14 protein-coding genes are annotated in these 15,880 nt (G+C 65.6%); 2 read left to right on the top strand and 12 right to left on the bottom strand.

What is annotated here, in order from left to right:
* Positions 1-3: 3 nt before the first annotated feature.
* From nirB to ACNHGR_RS17275, 6 genes are all read right to left on the bottom strand, one after another.
* Positions 4-2,526, bottom strand: coding sequence for a nitrite reductase large subunit NirB (gene nirB / locus ACNHGR_RS17300; protein ID WP_475287682.1), 2,523 nt, complete (start codon positions 2,524-2,526; stop codon positions 4-6).
* 226 nt (positions 2,527-2,752) lie between these two features.
* On the bottom strand, positions 2,753-3,961 hold the full coding sequence (locus ACNHGR_RS17295; RefSeq protein WP_475287681.1) for a hypothetical protein: 1,209 nt from the start codon (positions 3,959-3,961) through the stop codon (positions 2,753-2,755).
* An 81-nt stretch (positions 3,962-4,042) separates the two neighbouring features.
* Positions 4,043-5,287, bottom strand: coding sequence for a nitrate/nitrite transporter (locus tag ACNHGR_RS17290; RefSeq protein WP_475287679.1), 1,245 nt, complete (start codon positions 5,285-5,287; stop codon positions 4,043-4,045).
* Positions 5,288-5,502: 215 nt separating this feature from the next.
* The gene (locus tag ACNHGR_RS17285; RefSeq protein WP_475287678.1) at positions 5,503-6,717 is read right to left on the bottom strand and encodes a CmpA/NrtA family ABC transporter substrate-binding protein; all 1,215 of its coding nucleotides are present in this window, start codon (positions 6,715-6,717) and stop codon (positions 5,503-5,505) included.
* Positions 6,714-7,295: an ANTAR domain-containing protein gene (locus tag ACNHGR_RS17280; RefSeq protein ID WP_184269774.1), complete on the bottom strand. Its 582-nt coding sequence runs from the start codon at positions 7,293-7,295 to the stop codon at positions 6,714-6,716. The genes ACNHGR_RS17285 and ACNHGR_RS17280 overlap by 4 nt, the downstream gene beginning before the upstream one ends.
* 133 nt (positions 7,296-7,428) lie before the next feature.
* Complete coding sequence (locus ACNHGR_RS17275; RefSeq protein ID WP_475287676.1) at positions 7,429-7,851, bottom strand: hypothetical protein; 423 nt, start codon at positions 7,849-7,851, stop codon at positions 7,429-7,431.
* Positions 7,852-8,000: 149 nt separating this feature from the next.
* Between ACNHGR_RS17275 and ACNHGR_RS17270 the strand changes: the two genes are divergently transcribed.
* Positions 8,001-9,578: an ABC-F family ATP-binding cassette domain-containing protein gene (locus ACNHGR_RS17270; RefSeq protein WP_475287675.1), complete on the top strand. Its 1,578-nt coding sequence runs from the start codon at positions 8,001-8,003 to the stop codon at positions 9,576-9,578.
* Here ACNHGR_RS17270 and ACNHGR_RS17265 read toward each other — a convergent pair.
* Genes ACNHGR_RS17265 through ACNHGR_RS17255 form a run of 3 tightly spaced genes read right to left on the bottom strand, consistent with a single transcriptional unit; the run spans position 9,575 to position 13,785 of the window.
* Positions 9,575-11,104, bottom strand: a complete 1,530-nt coding sequence (locus tag ACNHGR_RS17265) for a DHA2 family efflux MFS transporter permease subunit (RefSeq protein ID WP_475287673.1) — start codon at positions 11,102-11,104, stop codon at positions 9,575-9,577. The two genes, ACNHGR_RS17270 and ACNHGR_RS17265, sit on opposite strands and share 4 nt — an antisense overlap.
* A 25-nt stretch (positions 11,105-11,129) precedes the next feature.
* On the bottom strand, positions 11,130-12,278 hold the full coding sequence (locus ACNHGR_RS17260; protein WP_475287672.1) for an EmrA/EmrK family multidrug efflux transporter periplasmic adaptor subunit: 1,149 nt from the start codon (positions 12,276-12,278) through the stop codon (positions 11,130-11,132).
* Positions 12,271-13,785 carry an efflux transporter outer membrane subunit gene (locus ACNHGR_RS17255; RefSeq protein ID WP_184269763.1) on the bottom strand — a complete coding sequence of 505 codons (1,515 nt, stop codon included), beginning with the start codon at positions 13,783-13,785 and terminating at the stop codon, positions 12,271-12,273. The genes ACNHGR_RS17260 and ACNHGR_RS17255 overlap by 8 nt, the downstream gene beginning before the upstream one ends.
* Positions 13,786-13,925: 140 nt before the next feature.
* On the opposite strand from ACNHGR_RS17255, the gene ACNHGR_RS17250 reads away from it, so the two are divergent.
* A complete protein-coding gene (locus ACNHGR_RS17250; protein ID WP_475287669.1) occupies positions 13,926-14,519 on the top strand; it encodes a TetR/AcrR family transcriptional regulator in 594 nt (197 codons plus the stop codon).
* Between the two features lie 10 nt (positions 14,520-14,529).
* Here the strand turns inward: ACNHGR_RS17250 and ACNHGR_RS17245 are convergent, their stop codons facing one another.
* Genes ACNHGR_RS17245 through ACNHGR_RS17235 form a run of 3 tightly spaced genes read right to left on the bottom strand, consistent with a single transcriptional unit; the run spans position 14,530 to position 15,855 of the window.
* Positions 14,530-14,751 (bottom strand): winged helix-turn-helix domain-containing protein, encoded by a 222-nt coding sequence (locus ACNHGR_RS17245; RefSeq protein WP_475287667.1) that lies wholly within the window; start codon positions 14,749-14,751, stop codon positions 14,530-14,532.
* A 4-nt stretch (positions 14,752-14,755) separates the two neighbouring features.
* Positions 14,756-15,718: a transposase gene (locus ACNHGR_RS17240; protein ID WP_475287665.1), complete on the bottom strand. Its 963-nt coding sequence runs from the start codon at positions 15,716-15,718 to the stop codon at positions 14,756-14,758.
* On the bottom strand, positions 15,715-15,855 hold the full coding sequence (locus tag ACNHGR_RS17235) for a hypothetical protein (protein WP_475287663.1): 141 nt from the start codon (positions 15,853-15,855) through the stop codon (positions 15,715-15,717). Before ACNHGR_RS17235 ends, ACNHGR_RS17240 begins: the two co-directional genes overlap by 4 nt.
* Between the last annotated feature and the right edge of the window lie 25 nt (positions 15,856-15,880).

The following is a 15,880-nucleotide window of genomic DNA, read 5'->3' as shown; positions in this document are numbered from 1 at the left end:
CGTTCACTCCGCAGCGATGGCAATAGGGGCGAGCGGCTGGTGCAGTTCGGCCTGCGCGCCGGCGGCACGCTCTGCCCATGGGTCTTCCTGGCTGAAGCTCTGCGAATAGAGGAAGCGCGCGCGCAGCGCCTCCCGGCCCGCCTCGTCGTCCACTATTCGGCTCTTGATATAATCGACGCCGACCCGCTCGATCCAGGGCGCGGTGCGCTCCAGATAGCGCGCTTCCTCACGATAAAGCTGAGTGAAGGCGGCGCAATAATCCATCGCCTCCTGCTCGGTCGCGACCTTGCACAACAGGTCGGTGGCACGGACATGGATGCCGCCATTGCCGCCGACATGCAGTTCATAGCCGGAGTCCACGCAAACCACGCCGAAATCCTTGATCGTCGCTTCGGCACAGTTGCGGGGGCAGCCCGATACCGCGATCTTGAACTTGTGGGGCATCCACGATCCCCAGGTCATCCGCTCGATCTTGACGCCAAGGCCGGTCGAATCCTGCGTGCCGAAGCGGCACCATTCGGACCCGACACAGGTCTTCACCGTCCGCAGCGACTTGCCATAGGCATGGCCCGACACCATGCCCGCGGCATTCAGGTCGGCCCAGACGGCGGGCAAATCTTCCTTCTTGATACCGAAGATATCGAGACGCTGACCGCCCGTCACCTTCACCATCGGCGCGTTGAACTTCTCGACCACATCGGCGATCGCCCGCAATTCGCGCGGGTTGGTCAGGCCACCCCACATGCGCGGGACGACCGAATAGGTGCCGTCCTTCTGGATGTTGGCGTGCATCCGTTCATTGACGAAGCGGCTCTGCTGGTCGTCCTGATACTCACCGGGCAGCGCGCAGAGCAGATAATAGTTGAGCGCAGGGCGGCACGAGGAACAGCCGTCCGGGGTCGACCAGTGCAGCAACTGCATCACTTCGGGGATCGAACGCATATTCTGCGCCACGATCTCGCGACGGACATCGTCATGGGTGAAGCTGGTGCATTTGCACATGGTCTTGGGGCCGGATTTCACATCGTCGCCCAGCACCACGGCCAACAGATTTTCAACGAGCCCCGTGCAGCTGCCGCAGCTGGCCGACGCCTTGCAGGTGGCGCGAACCGCGTCGAGGCTGCAATTGCCTGCTTCGATGCACGACACGACCTGGCCCTTGCTGACGCCGTTGCAGCCGCAAATCTCGGCATCGTCCGAGAGCGCCGCAACGGCCGCCTTAGGGTCCAGCGCGCCTCCTCCCGAGGCGAAGGCCTGACCGAAGATCAGCAGGTCGCGAATGTCCGCAACATCCTCTTCGCGCTTCAGCAGGTCGAAATACCAGCCGCCATCGACGGTATCGCCATAGAGCACCGCGCCGACGATCCTGTCGTCCTTGACGATGACGCGCTTGTAGACCCCGCGCGAGGCATCGCGCAGGACAATGTCCTCGCAGCCTTCGCCACCCGAAAAATCACCGGCCGAGAAGACGTCCAGCCCCGCGACCTTCAGCTTGGTCGACGTAACCGACCCCTTGTAGCCCGTGTGCTGGTCGGTCAGGCCGTCCGCGAGGCTGCGGCACATGTCCCACAGCGGCGCGACGAGGCCGTAGACATTGCCGTCATGCTCGACGCATTCGCCGACCGCGAGCACATCGGGGTCGCTCGTGACCATATGGTCATCCACCTTGATGCCGCGATTGACCTCCAACCCGGCTTCGCGCGCCAGCGCGGTGGCCGGGCGGATGCCCACCGCCATCACGACGAGGCTGGCCGGGATTTCGCGACCGTCCTTCAGGCGGACGCCCTCAACCTTGCCGTCGCCATAAATGGCTTCGGTATTGGCGCCGGTCAGGATGGTCTGACCGCGTCCTTCCAGCGCGCTCTTGAGCAGCCAGCCGGCCGCTTCGTCCAGCTGCCGCTCCATCAGAGTGTCCATCAGGTGAATGACCGTCACCTTCATGCCGCGCAGGGTCAGGCCATGCGCCGCTTCCAGGCCGAGCAGACCGCCGCCGATCACCACCGCGCTGCCACCGCCTGCGGCCTTGCCGGCTTCGGCCGCGGCCAGCATCGTGTCGACATCCTTCATGTCGCGGAAGCTGATGACGCCGGGCAGATCCTTGCCCGGCACCGGGATGATGAAGGGGTCCGATCCGGTAGCGATCAGCAGCTTGTCATAATGAACCGTGCGACCGCTCTGTGCGGTTACGCATTTGGTCGCGCGATCGATCGACGCCACCGGATCGCCAGCAATCAGTTCGATGCCGTTGTCATTGTACCATGCGCGGTCGTTGATGACGATCTGCTCGAACGTCTTCTCCCCCGCCAGCACCGGCGACAACATGATACGGTTATAGTTCACATAGGGTTCGGCGCCGAAGATGGTGACGCGATAGCGTCCCGCATCCCGCGCCAGCAGTTCCTCAACCGCGCGGCAACCGGCCATGCCGTTGCCCACGACCACCAGATGCTCCCGCACATCGTCGGCGGGGACGAGGATATCCTCCTCGCAGTCCGTCACCGCGCCTGTCTCGATCTGAAATTCCATCCCCGTGACTCCAGAAAAGAAAAAAGCCGCCATCCTGACCCCCCGGTCAGAACCGAGAGTCAGGATGGCGGCTTTGCCATCATATCGCGCCTTGCCGGTTCTACCCTGAACCGCCGCGGCTATGTGAAGGAGGACATCCTTGTCCCTTGCAGCGCAGCATATGAGGAATCGCCTGACGGCTCAAGCGATTCCTCTCGCTGTTTTTCAATCAGATGGTCCTGTGGGTTCAAATGGCCCAGTCGGCCTGAATCCACAGCTTGTCGGTATCGGTAGCCATCGCCCTCGCGTCATAATGGGCATAGCGGACCGACAGGCTCGTCTTCTTCACCTTCGCAGATGCGAGAAGGTCGATTTCATTGCCATAATGCTGGTCCAGCCGATCGCTGTCGAACCGGTGCCAGCTGGCCGACAGCGCCACGCCCGACAGCGGCCCCAGCTGCTTCCAGCCATAGCCGCCGCCGACATAGAGGTCGCGGATGCCATTGGCCGGCGTGGTCAGGAATTTGTCGGCCCAACCCTGAAACTTGAAATTGGTGCCCAGCGGCGTCTGGAAACTGGTGAAGGGCAGGCCATTGCTGGCACCCAGCACCTCATAGCCGCCATTCAGCTTCCATCCCTTCACGTCCAGCGTCGCGTCGGCCAGCCAGTAGTCGGCGCTATACTCATTGGGGTTGCGGTGCGCGTCGGACTGGCGTGCATAGCTGAACTGATAGCTCAGCTTCGCGACCTTCGACAGTGGCCGCGCGCCTGCCAGCCGCAGTCCGTATGTCTGGCTCGACAGGCGAAACGCCTGCACTGCCGCCTCGTCCTGGTCCACCAGATAGGCAAAGCCGCTCAGCGTGCCGACGGGCGTGGCATAGGAGAGGTTGGCAAGGATATTGTCGCCGCTCACTGCCTGCTGCCGCGCGCCCTTGCCCTGGAATCCCCAGATGGTCCGCACGCTCCACGCATAGGCGATGTCGAGTTTCAGACCCTTGGCCGGGGTCAGCTCCGCCCGCACCGCGTCGAAGGTCTGCGCATTGTCGCGAAAGGCGACATTGCCCACGAACCGCTCGTCATCCAATAGGATCTTCTGCCGCCCGGCGGTCAGCGTCAGCGCCTTGGTCTTATATTGGAGCTGGGCGATGTAGAGCGCGATATTCTCCGGATCGGCGACGATCGGCCGGGTGGCCGCGCCGTTCAGCCCGTCATGATAATCGTCGACGATCGCCAGCGTCCCCTGCCCGACGATGGTCGCCGACAGCGCGCCGCTGGTCGCGACCAGCCCGGCGCGGGCGCGGACGGTCAGGGCGTCGGCCTTTTCCTCCGCCAACCCGTCCTGATCGGCATGTTCGTAGCGCAGCCGCGCTTCGGCGACGGGTTTCAGGCTGATGGTCTGGGCATAAGCGGGCCCTGCGACGGCCAGCACGGCCGCCGTTGCGAATAGAGTCTTCATGGAAAATCGTCCCCCCTCGGACGAATGATGGTGCGACCGAAACGGGGCGGCGGTGATTCCCGCCGCCCTCCTCTCCAACCCTCAGATGCGGGCGCCCGTGCTCCAGGTGGCGCGCCACTTGGCCTTCACCATCGTCAGGCCCAGCAGGGCGACGACCGCAAGGCCGGCAAAGATCAGGAAGCCCGGTGCGAAGCTGCCGGTGATCTGCTTGGCCAGACCCAGCGAACTGGCGAGGTAGAAGCCGCCAATGCCACCGGCCATGCCGACCAGGCCCGTCATCACGCCGATTTCCGCCTGGAACCGCTGCGGCACCAGTTGGAACACCGAACCATTGCCGGTCCCCAGCGCCAGCATCGCCAGTACGAACAGGCCCAGCGCGCCGCCCAGCGTCGTCGCATAGCCCACCCCGGCCAGCGCCAGCGCCGCCACGACATAGACCATCGACAGCGCCTTCACGCCGCCGATCCGATCGGCCAGCGCGCCGCCCATCGGCCGCACCAGCGACCCGGCGAAAACGCAGCCCGCGGTGCAATAGCCCGCGATGATCGGGGTCAGGCCGAACTGGTCGGTGAAGTAGATCGGCAGGCTGGCGGCCAGGCCCACGAACCCGCCGAAGGTGACGGCGTAGAAGGCCATCAGCCACCAGGCGTCGGCCTGCTTCAGCGGCTGGAAATAATCGACCATCTTCTTGGCCGGCGGTGCATTGGGCGCATCCTTGGCCATCAGCATATAGGCAAAAAACACGATCGTCAGCGGGATGCAGGCGAGGCCCAGCACGGCGTTCCAGCCGAACAGCTTGGCCAGCATCGGCGCAAAGAGCGAAGCGAGCACCGTGCCCGAATTGCCCATGCCGGCAAGGCCCATCGCCTTGCCCTGATGTTCGGCCGGGTACCAGCGGCTCGCCAGCGGCAGCGCGATCGCGAAGCTCGCGCCCGCAAAGCCCAGGATCACGCCCAGCGCCAGCGTCCCGCCAAAGCTGTTGACGCCCATCACCCAGGCGGTGAACAGGCCGGCGATGACGATGATCTGGCTGATCGCGCCGGACCGCTTCGGCCCGATCCGGTCGACCAGCAGGCCATTGACCACGCGCAGCAGCGCCCCGGCCAGCGTCGGCGTGGCGACCATCAGGCCCTTTTCGGCCGGGGTCAGCATCAGCGTCTTGGAAATCATGGGCGCAAGCGGCCCAAGCAGCACCCACACCATGAAGGCGAGGTCGAAATACAGAAATGCGGCGATCAGGGTCGGCGTGTGGCCGGCCTTCCAGAAACTGGTTGCGGGCGCCGGTGCGGCGCCTTCCCCTTCGCGGTCCCAATAAGCGGTTGCCATGGTACGTCCCCCAATAAACGGAAAATCGACATGAAAAAAGCCGCAGCCCGGACGTACCCTTGCGGTAGTCCGGTCAGCGGCTTTGCTGCGAAATATGGTGAGGACGGCGATCCCACCCTTGGGACGGCACATCCGGATAAGCGCGCTTCGGTGCGCGACTCCTATATCATCATGCAGAACGCATCATGTTGCAAGGCACAAAATTCAGCGGAAAATCAACGCGCCTGCACAAATTCCGCCAGATAGGCCTCGATCTTTTCCGGATCGAACACCCGCCCGTCGAAGAAGCGGTCCGGCCCCAGCGTCAGTTCCCCCCGGCGCGATCCCACCGCCAGCGGCAGGTCGACCGCGCCTTCCAGCTTCATGCTCGCGCCCGGCATCGGCATGTCGCTGTCGGCCAGCGCGCGGCGGAAGATATCGGGGCGGAACACCGCGCCTGCCCGCGCGGCGGTCGCCGCGTCATGCGCCACCATGTCCCACCGCACCAGCTGCGAATAGATCCACAGCGCCTGGCTGCGCCACGGAAACGGCGTCGCTTCCCGGCTGAACAGCATGAAATCGGGGTTGGCAATCGCCGCCTCCCCTGCCCGCGCGACCACCTGCCCCGACAAGGCGCGCCCGATCAGGTCGGCCGGCTGGTCGACATAGCGCGGATCGGCCAGCAACGCCGCCAGCATGTCATGATTGGCCGGATCGTCGCACCAGGCCGCCGCTCGCGCCAGCGCCCGCAACAACCGATCGACCGTCTGCGGATTTTCCTCCAGCCAGGCTTCACGAAAGGCCAGCACCTTCTCCACCCCGCGCCGCCAGATACGCTCGCCGATCGCCACCGTCTCGGCCAGCCCCGCCTCGACCGCCGCGCTGCCCCACGGCTCGCCTGCGATGAATCCGTCAATCTCGCCCGCGCGCATCGCCTCCACCGTCAGCGACGGCGGCAGCACGCGCAGCACCACATCCCGGTCCGGGTCCACTCCCGCGCTCGCCAGCCAGTAGCGCAGCATCAGCGAATGGCTGGAAAAGCGATGCACCACGCCGATCACCGGCTTGCGCCGCCACAGCCCGATCGCGGCGGCAAAGTCATGTGCCGTGCCCAGCGGATCGGCCAGCCGCGCCGCCACGTCCGGCTCCAGCGCCTTGGCGAAATCGCTCGCCATCACCAGCATATTGCCGTTGACGCCCAGCTTGTAGGGCGCGGCCAGCGCGGCGGGCTGCTGGCTCAGGCCCAGCGTCACCGCCACCGCCAGCGGCGCCAGCATCTGCGCGGCATGGACCTGCCCATAGACCAGCCGGTCGCGCAACGTCGCCCAGCTCGTCGTGCGAATGAGGTCGAGGCTCAGCCCCTCCGCCTCGGCAAAGCCCTTTTCGCGCGCGGCGACCAGCACGGCCGCGTCGGTCAGCGGCAGGAAGGCGATCTTCAACTCGGTCGTCATATCCCTCCTCCCAACAGGTCGCTGGCGGTTATCAGCGCCTGCGCCACATCCACGATCTTCTTGCCCTGGTTCATCGCACTCGATCGCAGCAACGCATAGGCGTCCTGCTCGCTCAGCTGTCGCTGGTTCATCAGGATCGACTTGGCCCGGTCGATGATCTTGCGGTCGGACAAGGCCGTGCGCGCCTCATCCAGCTCTGACTGGATTTTGGCGAACGCGTTGAAACGTCGCACCGCCAGTTCCAGCACCGGCTTCACCCGCTCCTTGCGCAATCCGTCCACGACATAGGCGGACACGCCCGCATCGATCGCCGCGCCGATCATGCTGTCGTCCGACTGGTCCACGAACATCGCGATCGGCTTGGCCAGCGCCCGGCTGACGATCAGCATTTCTTCCAGCGTGTCGCGGCTGGGACTCCCCAGGTCCATCAGCACGACATCGGGCGCCATCCGCTCCAGCCGCGCGACGAAGGCGCCGCGCGGGGGCACGATATGGATATCGTCATAGCCTGCCTCGCGCAGCCCCTCTTCCAGGACGGTCGCGCGCAACCCGCTGTCGTCGATGATGACGATTCGCATCTACCCTTGCCTCTTTTGCCCCGTGAGTGACGCCAATGCTGCGCCGCGTCAATCGGTGGGGCGGGGAAGGCCGTGCGGGAAAGGCCGGGATGGGTGGTTAGGCGACAGGCCGGTTTCGGGTGCCCCAATAGGGTTAGCTGCCGTCGATCACCGTCGCCTCGCCTATAAAACTACCCTCCCAAAGGTAGAAGTGGCCGGCGTTTTGCATCAGCGGCACAGCCTCTTCGTAGGAAAGAAAATAGAAGCCTAAACGGCGGGTCTCACCCGGCAGGAGGTTGCCATCGTCCAAAAAAGGCAAAGCGTCATAGCCGATTAGTGGCTCTGCCTTCGATAGCATGCAGGGGCACCCCCAGCCCGGATATGCCGGGCCTTTCCTGCCGCCATCAGCTGTATCGAACATCCGAACCTCAGCGACTAGATGCGGCGTTTGGGTGCGTAAAAAGTCTGCGCGGCTCATTCCACAATAGTGACCCGAGTGTGCAATGTCCGCAATCAGGAAAGTTTGATCGTGGCCTGCACGGCGACGATTGGTCGTTTGCAGCCAATCCGTACCCATTTCCCGCACGGCCTTTTCCTGCTAAACGCCGCTCCCAAGAGGCGGCGTTCATCATCGTCGCCCAGTTTCGGACCGCCAGAGGATAACCGCCATGGACTTCATCCTGACCGCACAGCCCACCTGCTCTGCCTTCAGGAAAATCATCGTCCATGCCTGCCATCTCTCTCTCGCAACTCTGCTGGTCCGCGCCTGACGGAACCCCCGTCCTTTCCGGCCTCGACTTCCGCTTCACGCCCGAACGCATCGGCCTGATCGGCCGCAACGGCGTCGGCAAATCGACCCTGCTCGCCCTGATCGCTGGCGACCTGCGTCCAACAGCCGGCGAAGTCCGGGTCAACGGCAGCATCGCCACGCTACGCCAGACCCGCGCGCCAGCACCCGACGACAGGCTCGCCGACCTGTTCGCCGCCCGCGCGGCCCTCACCCTGCTCGACAAGGCCGAAGCGGGCAACGCGACCATGGACGAGCTTGAGGCGTGCGACTGGACCCTGCCCCCGCGCCTGGCCGATGCGCTGGCGGAGGTCGGCCTGACCGCCGACCCGCTGACTCCGCTCGCCAGCCTGTCGGGCGGCCAGCAGACCCGCGCGGCGCTGGCGGCAACCATCTTCGCCCGCCCCGACTGGCTGTTGCTGGACGAGCCGACCAATCATCTGGATGCCGACGGCCGCGATGCGCTGGCCGCCCTGCTCCGCCGCTGGCGTGGTGGTGCGATCATCGTCAGCCATGACCGCGCCCTGCTGGAGCAGGTGGATGCGATCGCCGAACTCACCAGCCTCGGCCTCTCCCGCCATGGCGGCAACTGGTCCAGCTGGCGTGCACACAAGGATATCGAACTGGCCGCCGCCCAGCATAGTCTCGACCATGCCCAGCGGCAGGCGTCCGACCTCGCCCGCAAGATCCAGGTCGCGACAGAACGACAGCAACGCCGCGACGGCGCCGGCGCGCGTCAGGCGGCCAAGGGCGGCATGCCCCGCATCCTGCTCGGCCGGCGCAAGCAACAGGCCGAGCAATCGAGCGGCAACGCCGCCCGCCGTGCGCAGCAACAGGGCCTTGAAGCACAGGCCGCCATCGCTGACGCGCGCGCGAAAATCGAAATCCTCGCCCCGCTCACCGTTACCCTGCCCTCCGCCAATGTCCCGCCGGGCCGCATCCTCCTGACGCTGGACGGGGTGACGGCTGGCCATGATCCCGCCCGTCCGCTGCTGCGTGACATTAATCTGACCATCGCCGGGCCGGAACGCATCGCCGTCACCGGCCCCAACGGCTCCGGCAAGTCGACCCTGCTCCATCTGATCGCCGGCCAACTTGCCCCGCTCGCAGGCGAAGTCCGTCGCCCCGCCGCCAGCGCCCTGCTCGACCAGCATGCCAGCCTGCTCGATCCTGCCGTCAGCATCGCCGACAATTTCGCCCGCCTGCATCCTGCCGCCACCCGCAATGCGATCCATGCTGCGCTCGCCCGCTTCCGCTTCCGCGCGGACCTGGCGCTGCAACGGGTGGAGAGGCTGAGCGGCGGGCAGCGGTTACGCGCCGCCCTCGCCTGCGTGCTGGGCGGAGAGGCACTGCCTCCGCTGCTGCTGCTGGACGAGCCGACCAACCATCTCGACCTCGACTCCATCGCCGCGGTCGAACAGGGGCTTGCCGCCTATGACGGCGCGCTGGTCGTGGTCAGCCACGACCCCGCCTTCCTCGACGCGATCGGCATCACCCGCCACATCAGTCTGGGTTAATGCGCCGACGATGTATCGACATTGGCGCGCGGCTTGGGCGCGATCCACACGATCACGGCGGCGGCAAACAGGATCAGCGCCGACAGGTAGAAGACATGGTCGACCGCCATGACGACCGCTTCCCCTTCGACCAGATTGGAAATGGTCTGCCGCGCCTGCTCGGTGGAAAAGCCAAGGCTCGACAGCGCCGACTGGGTCTGGTCGGGTTGCAGCACGCTGGCCATGTCGCTGCGCGACACGCGCTGGCTGTCGCCCCAACTGGTCAGCACCAGCGACGTCGCGATCGCGGTCGCCATGGTCCGCACGAAATTCTGGAGGCCGGCGGCTGATGCCGTCTCCTCCGGTCGTACCGAACCCAAAGTCAGGGTCGTCAGCGGAATGAAGAAGAAGGGCAGCGCAAAGCCCTGCACGAATTGCGGGATCGCCATGGTGGTGAAGTCCACGCCGCTGGTCCAGTGCGCGCGCCACAGAGACATGATCCCGATCCACGCCACCGCGCCGGAAATCATCAACCGCACATCGACCCGAGAGATCAGCATGCCGGCGATCGGTGCCGTGAACAGCGCGGCAAAGGCGGTCAGCGCGGTAATGATGCCGGCCCATGTCGCAGTATAGCCCATCGACATCTGCAACCATTGCGGGATGACGACAATGCTCGCGAAATAGGAACCGAAGCAGAGCGACATGGTGAACAGGCCGGAACTGAAGCCGACATGGCGGAACACGCGCAGGTCCACCACCGGATGCTCCTCGGTCAGCTCCCAGATGACGAAGGCGACAAAGCCGATGATCGCCATCAGCGCCAGCGCCAGGATCATGGGGTCGGCAAACCAGTCATGGTCGCGGCCAATGTCCAGCATGACCTGCAAGCAACCGATCCAGAAGACCAGCAGGAACAGGCCCACCTTGTCGATCGGCACATTGGCGGTTTCCGTCTCCACCGGCTTCAACAGCGCCTGCGCCGCCAAAATACACACTACCGCGATCGGCAGATTGATGAAGAAGATCCAGTGCCAGCTCCAATTGTCGCTGATATAGCCGCCGACGATCGGCCCCAATGCCGGCCCCATCAGCGTCGTCATCGCCCACAGGCCCATGGCTCGCCCGCGCGTTTCCGGCGGGAAGATGCGCATCAACAGCGTCTGCGACATGGGCATGATCGGCCCGCCGCAAATACCCTGCCCGATCCGGCAGGCGACCAGCATGCCCAGCGTCGACGACAGGCCGCACAGCACCGAAAACAGGCCAAAGCCGATCATCGCCCAGGTAAACATGCGCACCACGCCGAAACGCTGCGCCAGCCACCCGGTCAGCGGCACGCAGATCGCCTCCGCCACCGCATAGGATGTGATGATCCAGGTGCCCTGATCGGGCGAGATACCGAGGTTGCCGGCAATATGCGGCACGGACACGTTGGCGATCGTCAGGTCGAGCACGACCATCAGATTGCTCATCGCCAGCACCAGGCCCGCCAGCGTCCGGCTGCGCGGGGACAGCCGCGAGAAGATATCGTCGTCGCCGCTCATCGCCGGGGGTTCCTTGTCTTTGGCCTTACTTGCCGCTCAGGTCGATCTCGACATCCATGGACAGGCCCACGCGCAGCGGATGTTCGGCCAGTTCCTTGGGGTCGAGCGCGATGCGCAGCGGCAGGCGCTGCACCACCTTGATCCAGTTGCCGGTCGCGTTCTGCGCCGGGATCAGCGACATGGACGCACCGGTGCCGCCCGAAAAGCCGACGACCTTGCCATGATAGACGACGTCACCGCCATAGAGGTCGGACGTCACCGTGGCGGGCATGCCGACCTTCACGTCGCGCAGCTGGCGCTCCTTGAAGTTAGCGTCGACATAAACCTGACTCAGCGGCACGATGCTCATGATCGGGCTGCCCTGCATCACGCGCTGGCCGACCTGCACCTGCCGCTTGCTGATGACGCCGTCGATCGGCGCGCGGATGACGCTGCGGTCCAGATTGAGCTTGGCCGTATCCAGCTTCGCCTGCGCCGCCATCACCGCCGGATCGGTATCGATCGTCGATCCGCGCACCAGCGCATCATTGGCCGCCAGTTGCCCGCTTGCCGCGCTGCGCGTCGCCTGCGCCGTCTGCACGCCGGCCCGCGCCAGTTCCAGCGCCGCCTTCGCGCTGACATAGGCCTTGCGCGCCGTGGTCACTTCGTCACCCGACACCGCGCCATCGCCGACCAGCGCCTCGCGACGTTGAAGGTCGATCCGCGCCTTGTCGAAATCGGCCTGTGCGCTCGTCAACTGCGCGCGCGCCTGCACGATGTCCGCGCCGCGTGCATCGACCTGCGCCGCCAGCGAGGTGCTGGTCGCGCTGGTCTGGCGGAACTTGCGCCTGGCTTCGGCCAGATCGGCCTCCGCCTGCGCCACCGCAATCTTCGCGTCGGTCGGGTCCAGCTTGACCAATATGTCGCCGCGCTTCACCGCCTGGGTATCGCTCACCAGCACTTCGATGGCCTGCGCCGACATCAACGGCGTGACCTGCGCCAGTTCGGCGTTCACATAGGCATTGTCGGTGCTGACATGGGTGCGCCCGACCAGCAGATACCAGCCGGCCCACAGCACGCCGCCAATGACGACGACCAGCGCCAGCCGGGTCAGCCATGTCTTGCGCGCCGACTGGCGAGCGTCCTGCTGCGCGTCATTGTCCGCAGCGGTGGTTTCGGGCGTGGCGTCAGCCATTGGGACGATCCTTGGACTGGAAGTCGCTGGCGGCAAAACCGCCGCCCAGCGCACGGATGAGGGCAATATCGGTGGAGAAGGCGCTCGCCTCCAGCCCGGCAAGGGACTGGCGCGCACCCAGCAACTGATCCTCGACATTCAACACGTCGAGATAGGTGGACAGGCCACCCTTGTAGCGCTTCTGCGCCACGGCATAGGCATCTTGCGACGCCGCAACCGCCGCCCGCGCATCGATCAGCCGCTGGTCCAGCGTCTTGCGCGTGGTCACGGCGTCGGCCACCTCCTGATAGGCGGCGAGCACGGTCTTGTCGTAGGATGCGACCGCTTCGTCATAGGTGGCGCGCGCGCCGCGATACTGGCCCTGCAACGCCCCGCCATGGAAGATCGGCAGGCTGATTGCCGGGCCGACATTGCCGAACAGCGATCCCTTGTCGAACAGGCTGTTGATGAAGGGCTTGGACGTACCGGTCGCCGACGTGCCGTTGAATACGGTATCGTAACCGAGCGACTGGAAACCGATCAGCGCGGACAGGCGAATGGCCGGGAAGAAATCGGCCCGCGCCACCTTGATCCGCTTGGCGGCCGCTTCGGTCCGCGCCAGCGCGGCGGCGATGTCCGGGCGGCGGGCGACCAGATTGGTGGTGACGTCGGCGGGTAGCCCCAGCGGCGCCAGCGCGCCGACCTTCGGCCGGCCGATCGACAGGCCGCGATCCGGCCCGGCACCGATCAGCGCCGCAATCTGATGCTGGCGCAGTTCGATCGCCATTTTGGCGGCGGCCAGTTGCGCCCTGGCGGACGACACGGTGGCGTCGGCCTGCCGCACGCTGCCGCGCGTTTCCAGCCCGTTGTCGCGCCGGTCGGCGACCAGCTTCTGACTGGCCAGCCTTATGTCCAGCGTGCGCTGCGCAATATCGGCCTCGTCATGCAGCCGCGCCAGATCGGCATAGGCGTCCGCAATGCCCGTGGTCAGCGCCAGCCGCGCCTGCTGCGCGTCGATCTCCGCCGCGCGCGTCTCGGACGTGGCGGCGGCCAGCGACGCCTTGTTCTTGCCCCACAGGTCAAGGTCAAAGCCCAGGTCGAGCGCCGTGCGCCCGGTGCCCAGCCAGCCCTGCGGCACGAACGCCTTGGGCATGCCCATATTGTAGCTTTGCTTGGTCGCGTTGGCGCTCGCCTCCAGGTCGACCGACGGCAGCAGTGCCGCGCCCGCCTGCTGCGCCATGCCCGCCGCCTTGCGGAAACGGGCGCTGGCGGCGGCGACGTCCGGCGACGCGCGCAGCCCTTCGGCAATCAGCTGGTCCAGCTGCGGATCGCCATAGGCGGTCCACCAGCCATCGCCCGGCCAGGCGACCGGCGCGGCCGCCAGACTGCGCTCGGCGGCAACGCTCGCGGGCGCACGCAATTCGGGTTTCGCGCCCAGATCGGGCACTGCGGCGCAGGCAGCCAGCAGCAAAAGGGAAGAGGCCATGCCGCCCAGACGGGCAGCTTTGGCAATGCGACTCACGGGCATATCTAACCGTACCATATAGTATGAATATCGCCCTTGCGCCTCGCGCCGAGCCTTGTCAACCGAAATAGCGTACTCTATAGTATGATTTCATGACACCGCCTGACTGCCCCCTGATTCCCACCAAAAGGGAAGCCCGCCGCATGGATCGCCGCGACGCGATCCTGACCGTGGCGCAGGGCTATTTCCTCAAACATGGCTTTGCCGGCACCACCATGTCGGGCATTGCGGCGGAACTGGGTGGGTCGAAGGGAACGTTGTGGAATCACTTCCCTTCCAAGGAGGAATTGTTCGCCGCCGTGCTCGACCGGGCAGCAACGGCGTATCGCGCGCACCTGTCACAACTGCTCGATCCCAGCGGCCCCTTGGAACCCACGCTCAAGGATGTGTGCCGCAGCCTGATCCAGAAGGTAACGTCGAGTGAAGCAGGCGCGCTGCATCGCCTCATCATCTCGGAAAGCCGTCGCTTCCCCGAACTGGGCCAGATTTTCTTTGACCTGGCCCCGCAAAATACCCGGCTGTTGTTGGCGGACTTTCTGCACGGCGCGATGGAACGCGGCCAAATCCGCAAGGGTGACCCGATCGACGCCGCCCGCGCGCTGCTCAGCCTTTCGCTATCGGGCTGTCACCAGCAGATGCTGATCGGCCGGATCGAGCATCCCGCCCCGAACGAGATCGCCGCCGACGCGGAGTTCGCGGTCGACATCTTCCTGCGCGCCTACGCCCTTCCCGCCTGACCAACGCGCATCAGCTTTCGTCGGGCCAGCATCCATCCGGGCACAGCGCATAGCCCCGCCCCTTGATCGTCCGGAGCATCGCGGTGGCAAAGCCCCGGTCCAGCTTCGCGCGCAACCGCGACATATGCACTTCGACGCTATTGGTGCCGGGGTCGAAATCCAGCCGCCATACCGCGCGCAGCAGGTCCGCCCTGCTCACCGCCTGCCCCGGCCGCCGCGCCAGATTCAGCAACAGCTCATATTCGCGCGTCAGCAGCGCAATGGCATGGCCGTTCCGCCGACTCGCCCGCCCCCAACCCGATTGCCTCGCCGATCGCGTGCCAGGTGGTCGCGCGCATGGCATCGACCGGATGCCGGGCGGCAAAATCCTGCGCCAGGTCGATCGCATTGCCGGTGCCGCATCCCACCGCCAGTTCCAGCAGCATTTGCGCACTCGCCAATATGTTCAGCGATACCGACATGCTTTCCGCCGGCAATTGCGCATGGACATCGCGATTGGCACGATACAGCAGCATCCTGCCTTCCGACAGGCAACTGCGCTCGACAAAGTGCAGCGCCACCGCCTCCCCATTCGCCCCGGCAACCGCGTTGGGATCATAGTCATAATAGTCCGACGCATAGCCCGGCCCGAGATAGCCGACGGTCAGGAAGTCGAAGCTGTGATCGTGCGGCACATGATAGAGGAAGGCAGACGCCCCGCTCATCCGCACCACATGGTCGCGCTCCGCCGGCCAGAAGGCGGCACGCAGCACATAGCGGTCGGTCGGCGGATGCAGCAGCAATACCTGCGCCGAATAAGGGTTGGCGTGCCTTTGCCCGGCGCAGCGCGTCTTGAGTTCCGCCACCGCCAGGTTGGACAGGAAATGGCGGTTGCGGGCCAGCGCGGCCAGCATCGGCGCAGCCTGTGCCAGCCCTTCCTCGCAATGCGGGTCGAAATCGGCGCTCTCGCACCAGCAGATCAGGACATCCAGTTCGATGACATGGTCGTCGGCCGGCGATGCGATCAGGCGGGGCATGCAGCGCCTTCCACCTGCGCCAGCGTTCGCATCGCCAGCCCGCGCACAGCCGGATCGAACTCCCGCCCCGCCATCGTCCGCAATGCAGGCATGTCGGTGGCAGGGCCGGATCAGGCCCACCGCCTCGGCCAGCGGCGCTGATCCGGCCGCCTCGACCGCCGCGACCAGCGCCGCCGGGATCATGGCCGCACGATCACCGCGATCACCACATCCATCACGCTGATCTCCAGCGCGTCACGATCCTCCAGTCCGAACAGGCTGGCCCCCACATGCCGGTCCGCAATATCCTCGATGGCAAGCTGGATCACTGGTTCCGACATGACGACCTCCTCCGGTTGTTGCCGG

The sequence above is a fragment of the Sphingobium sp. RS1 genome (assembly GCF_056156825.1).
The sequence above is the reverse complement of the archived record's forward strand: the minus strand, read 5'-3'. Positions and strand labels throughout refer to the sequence as shown.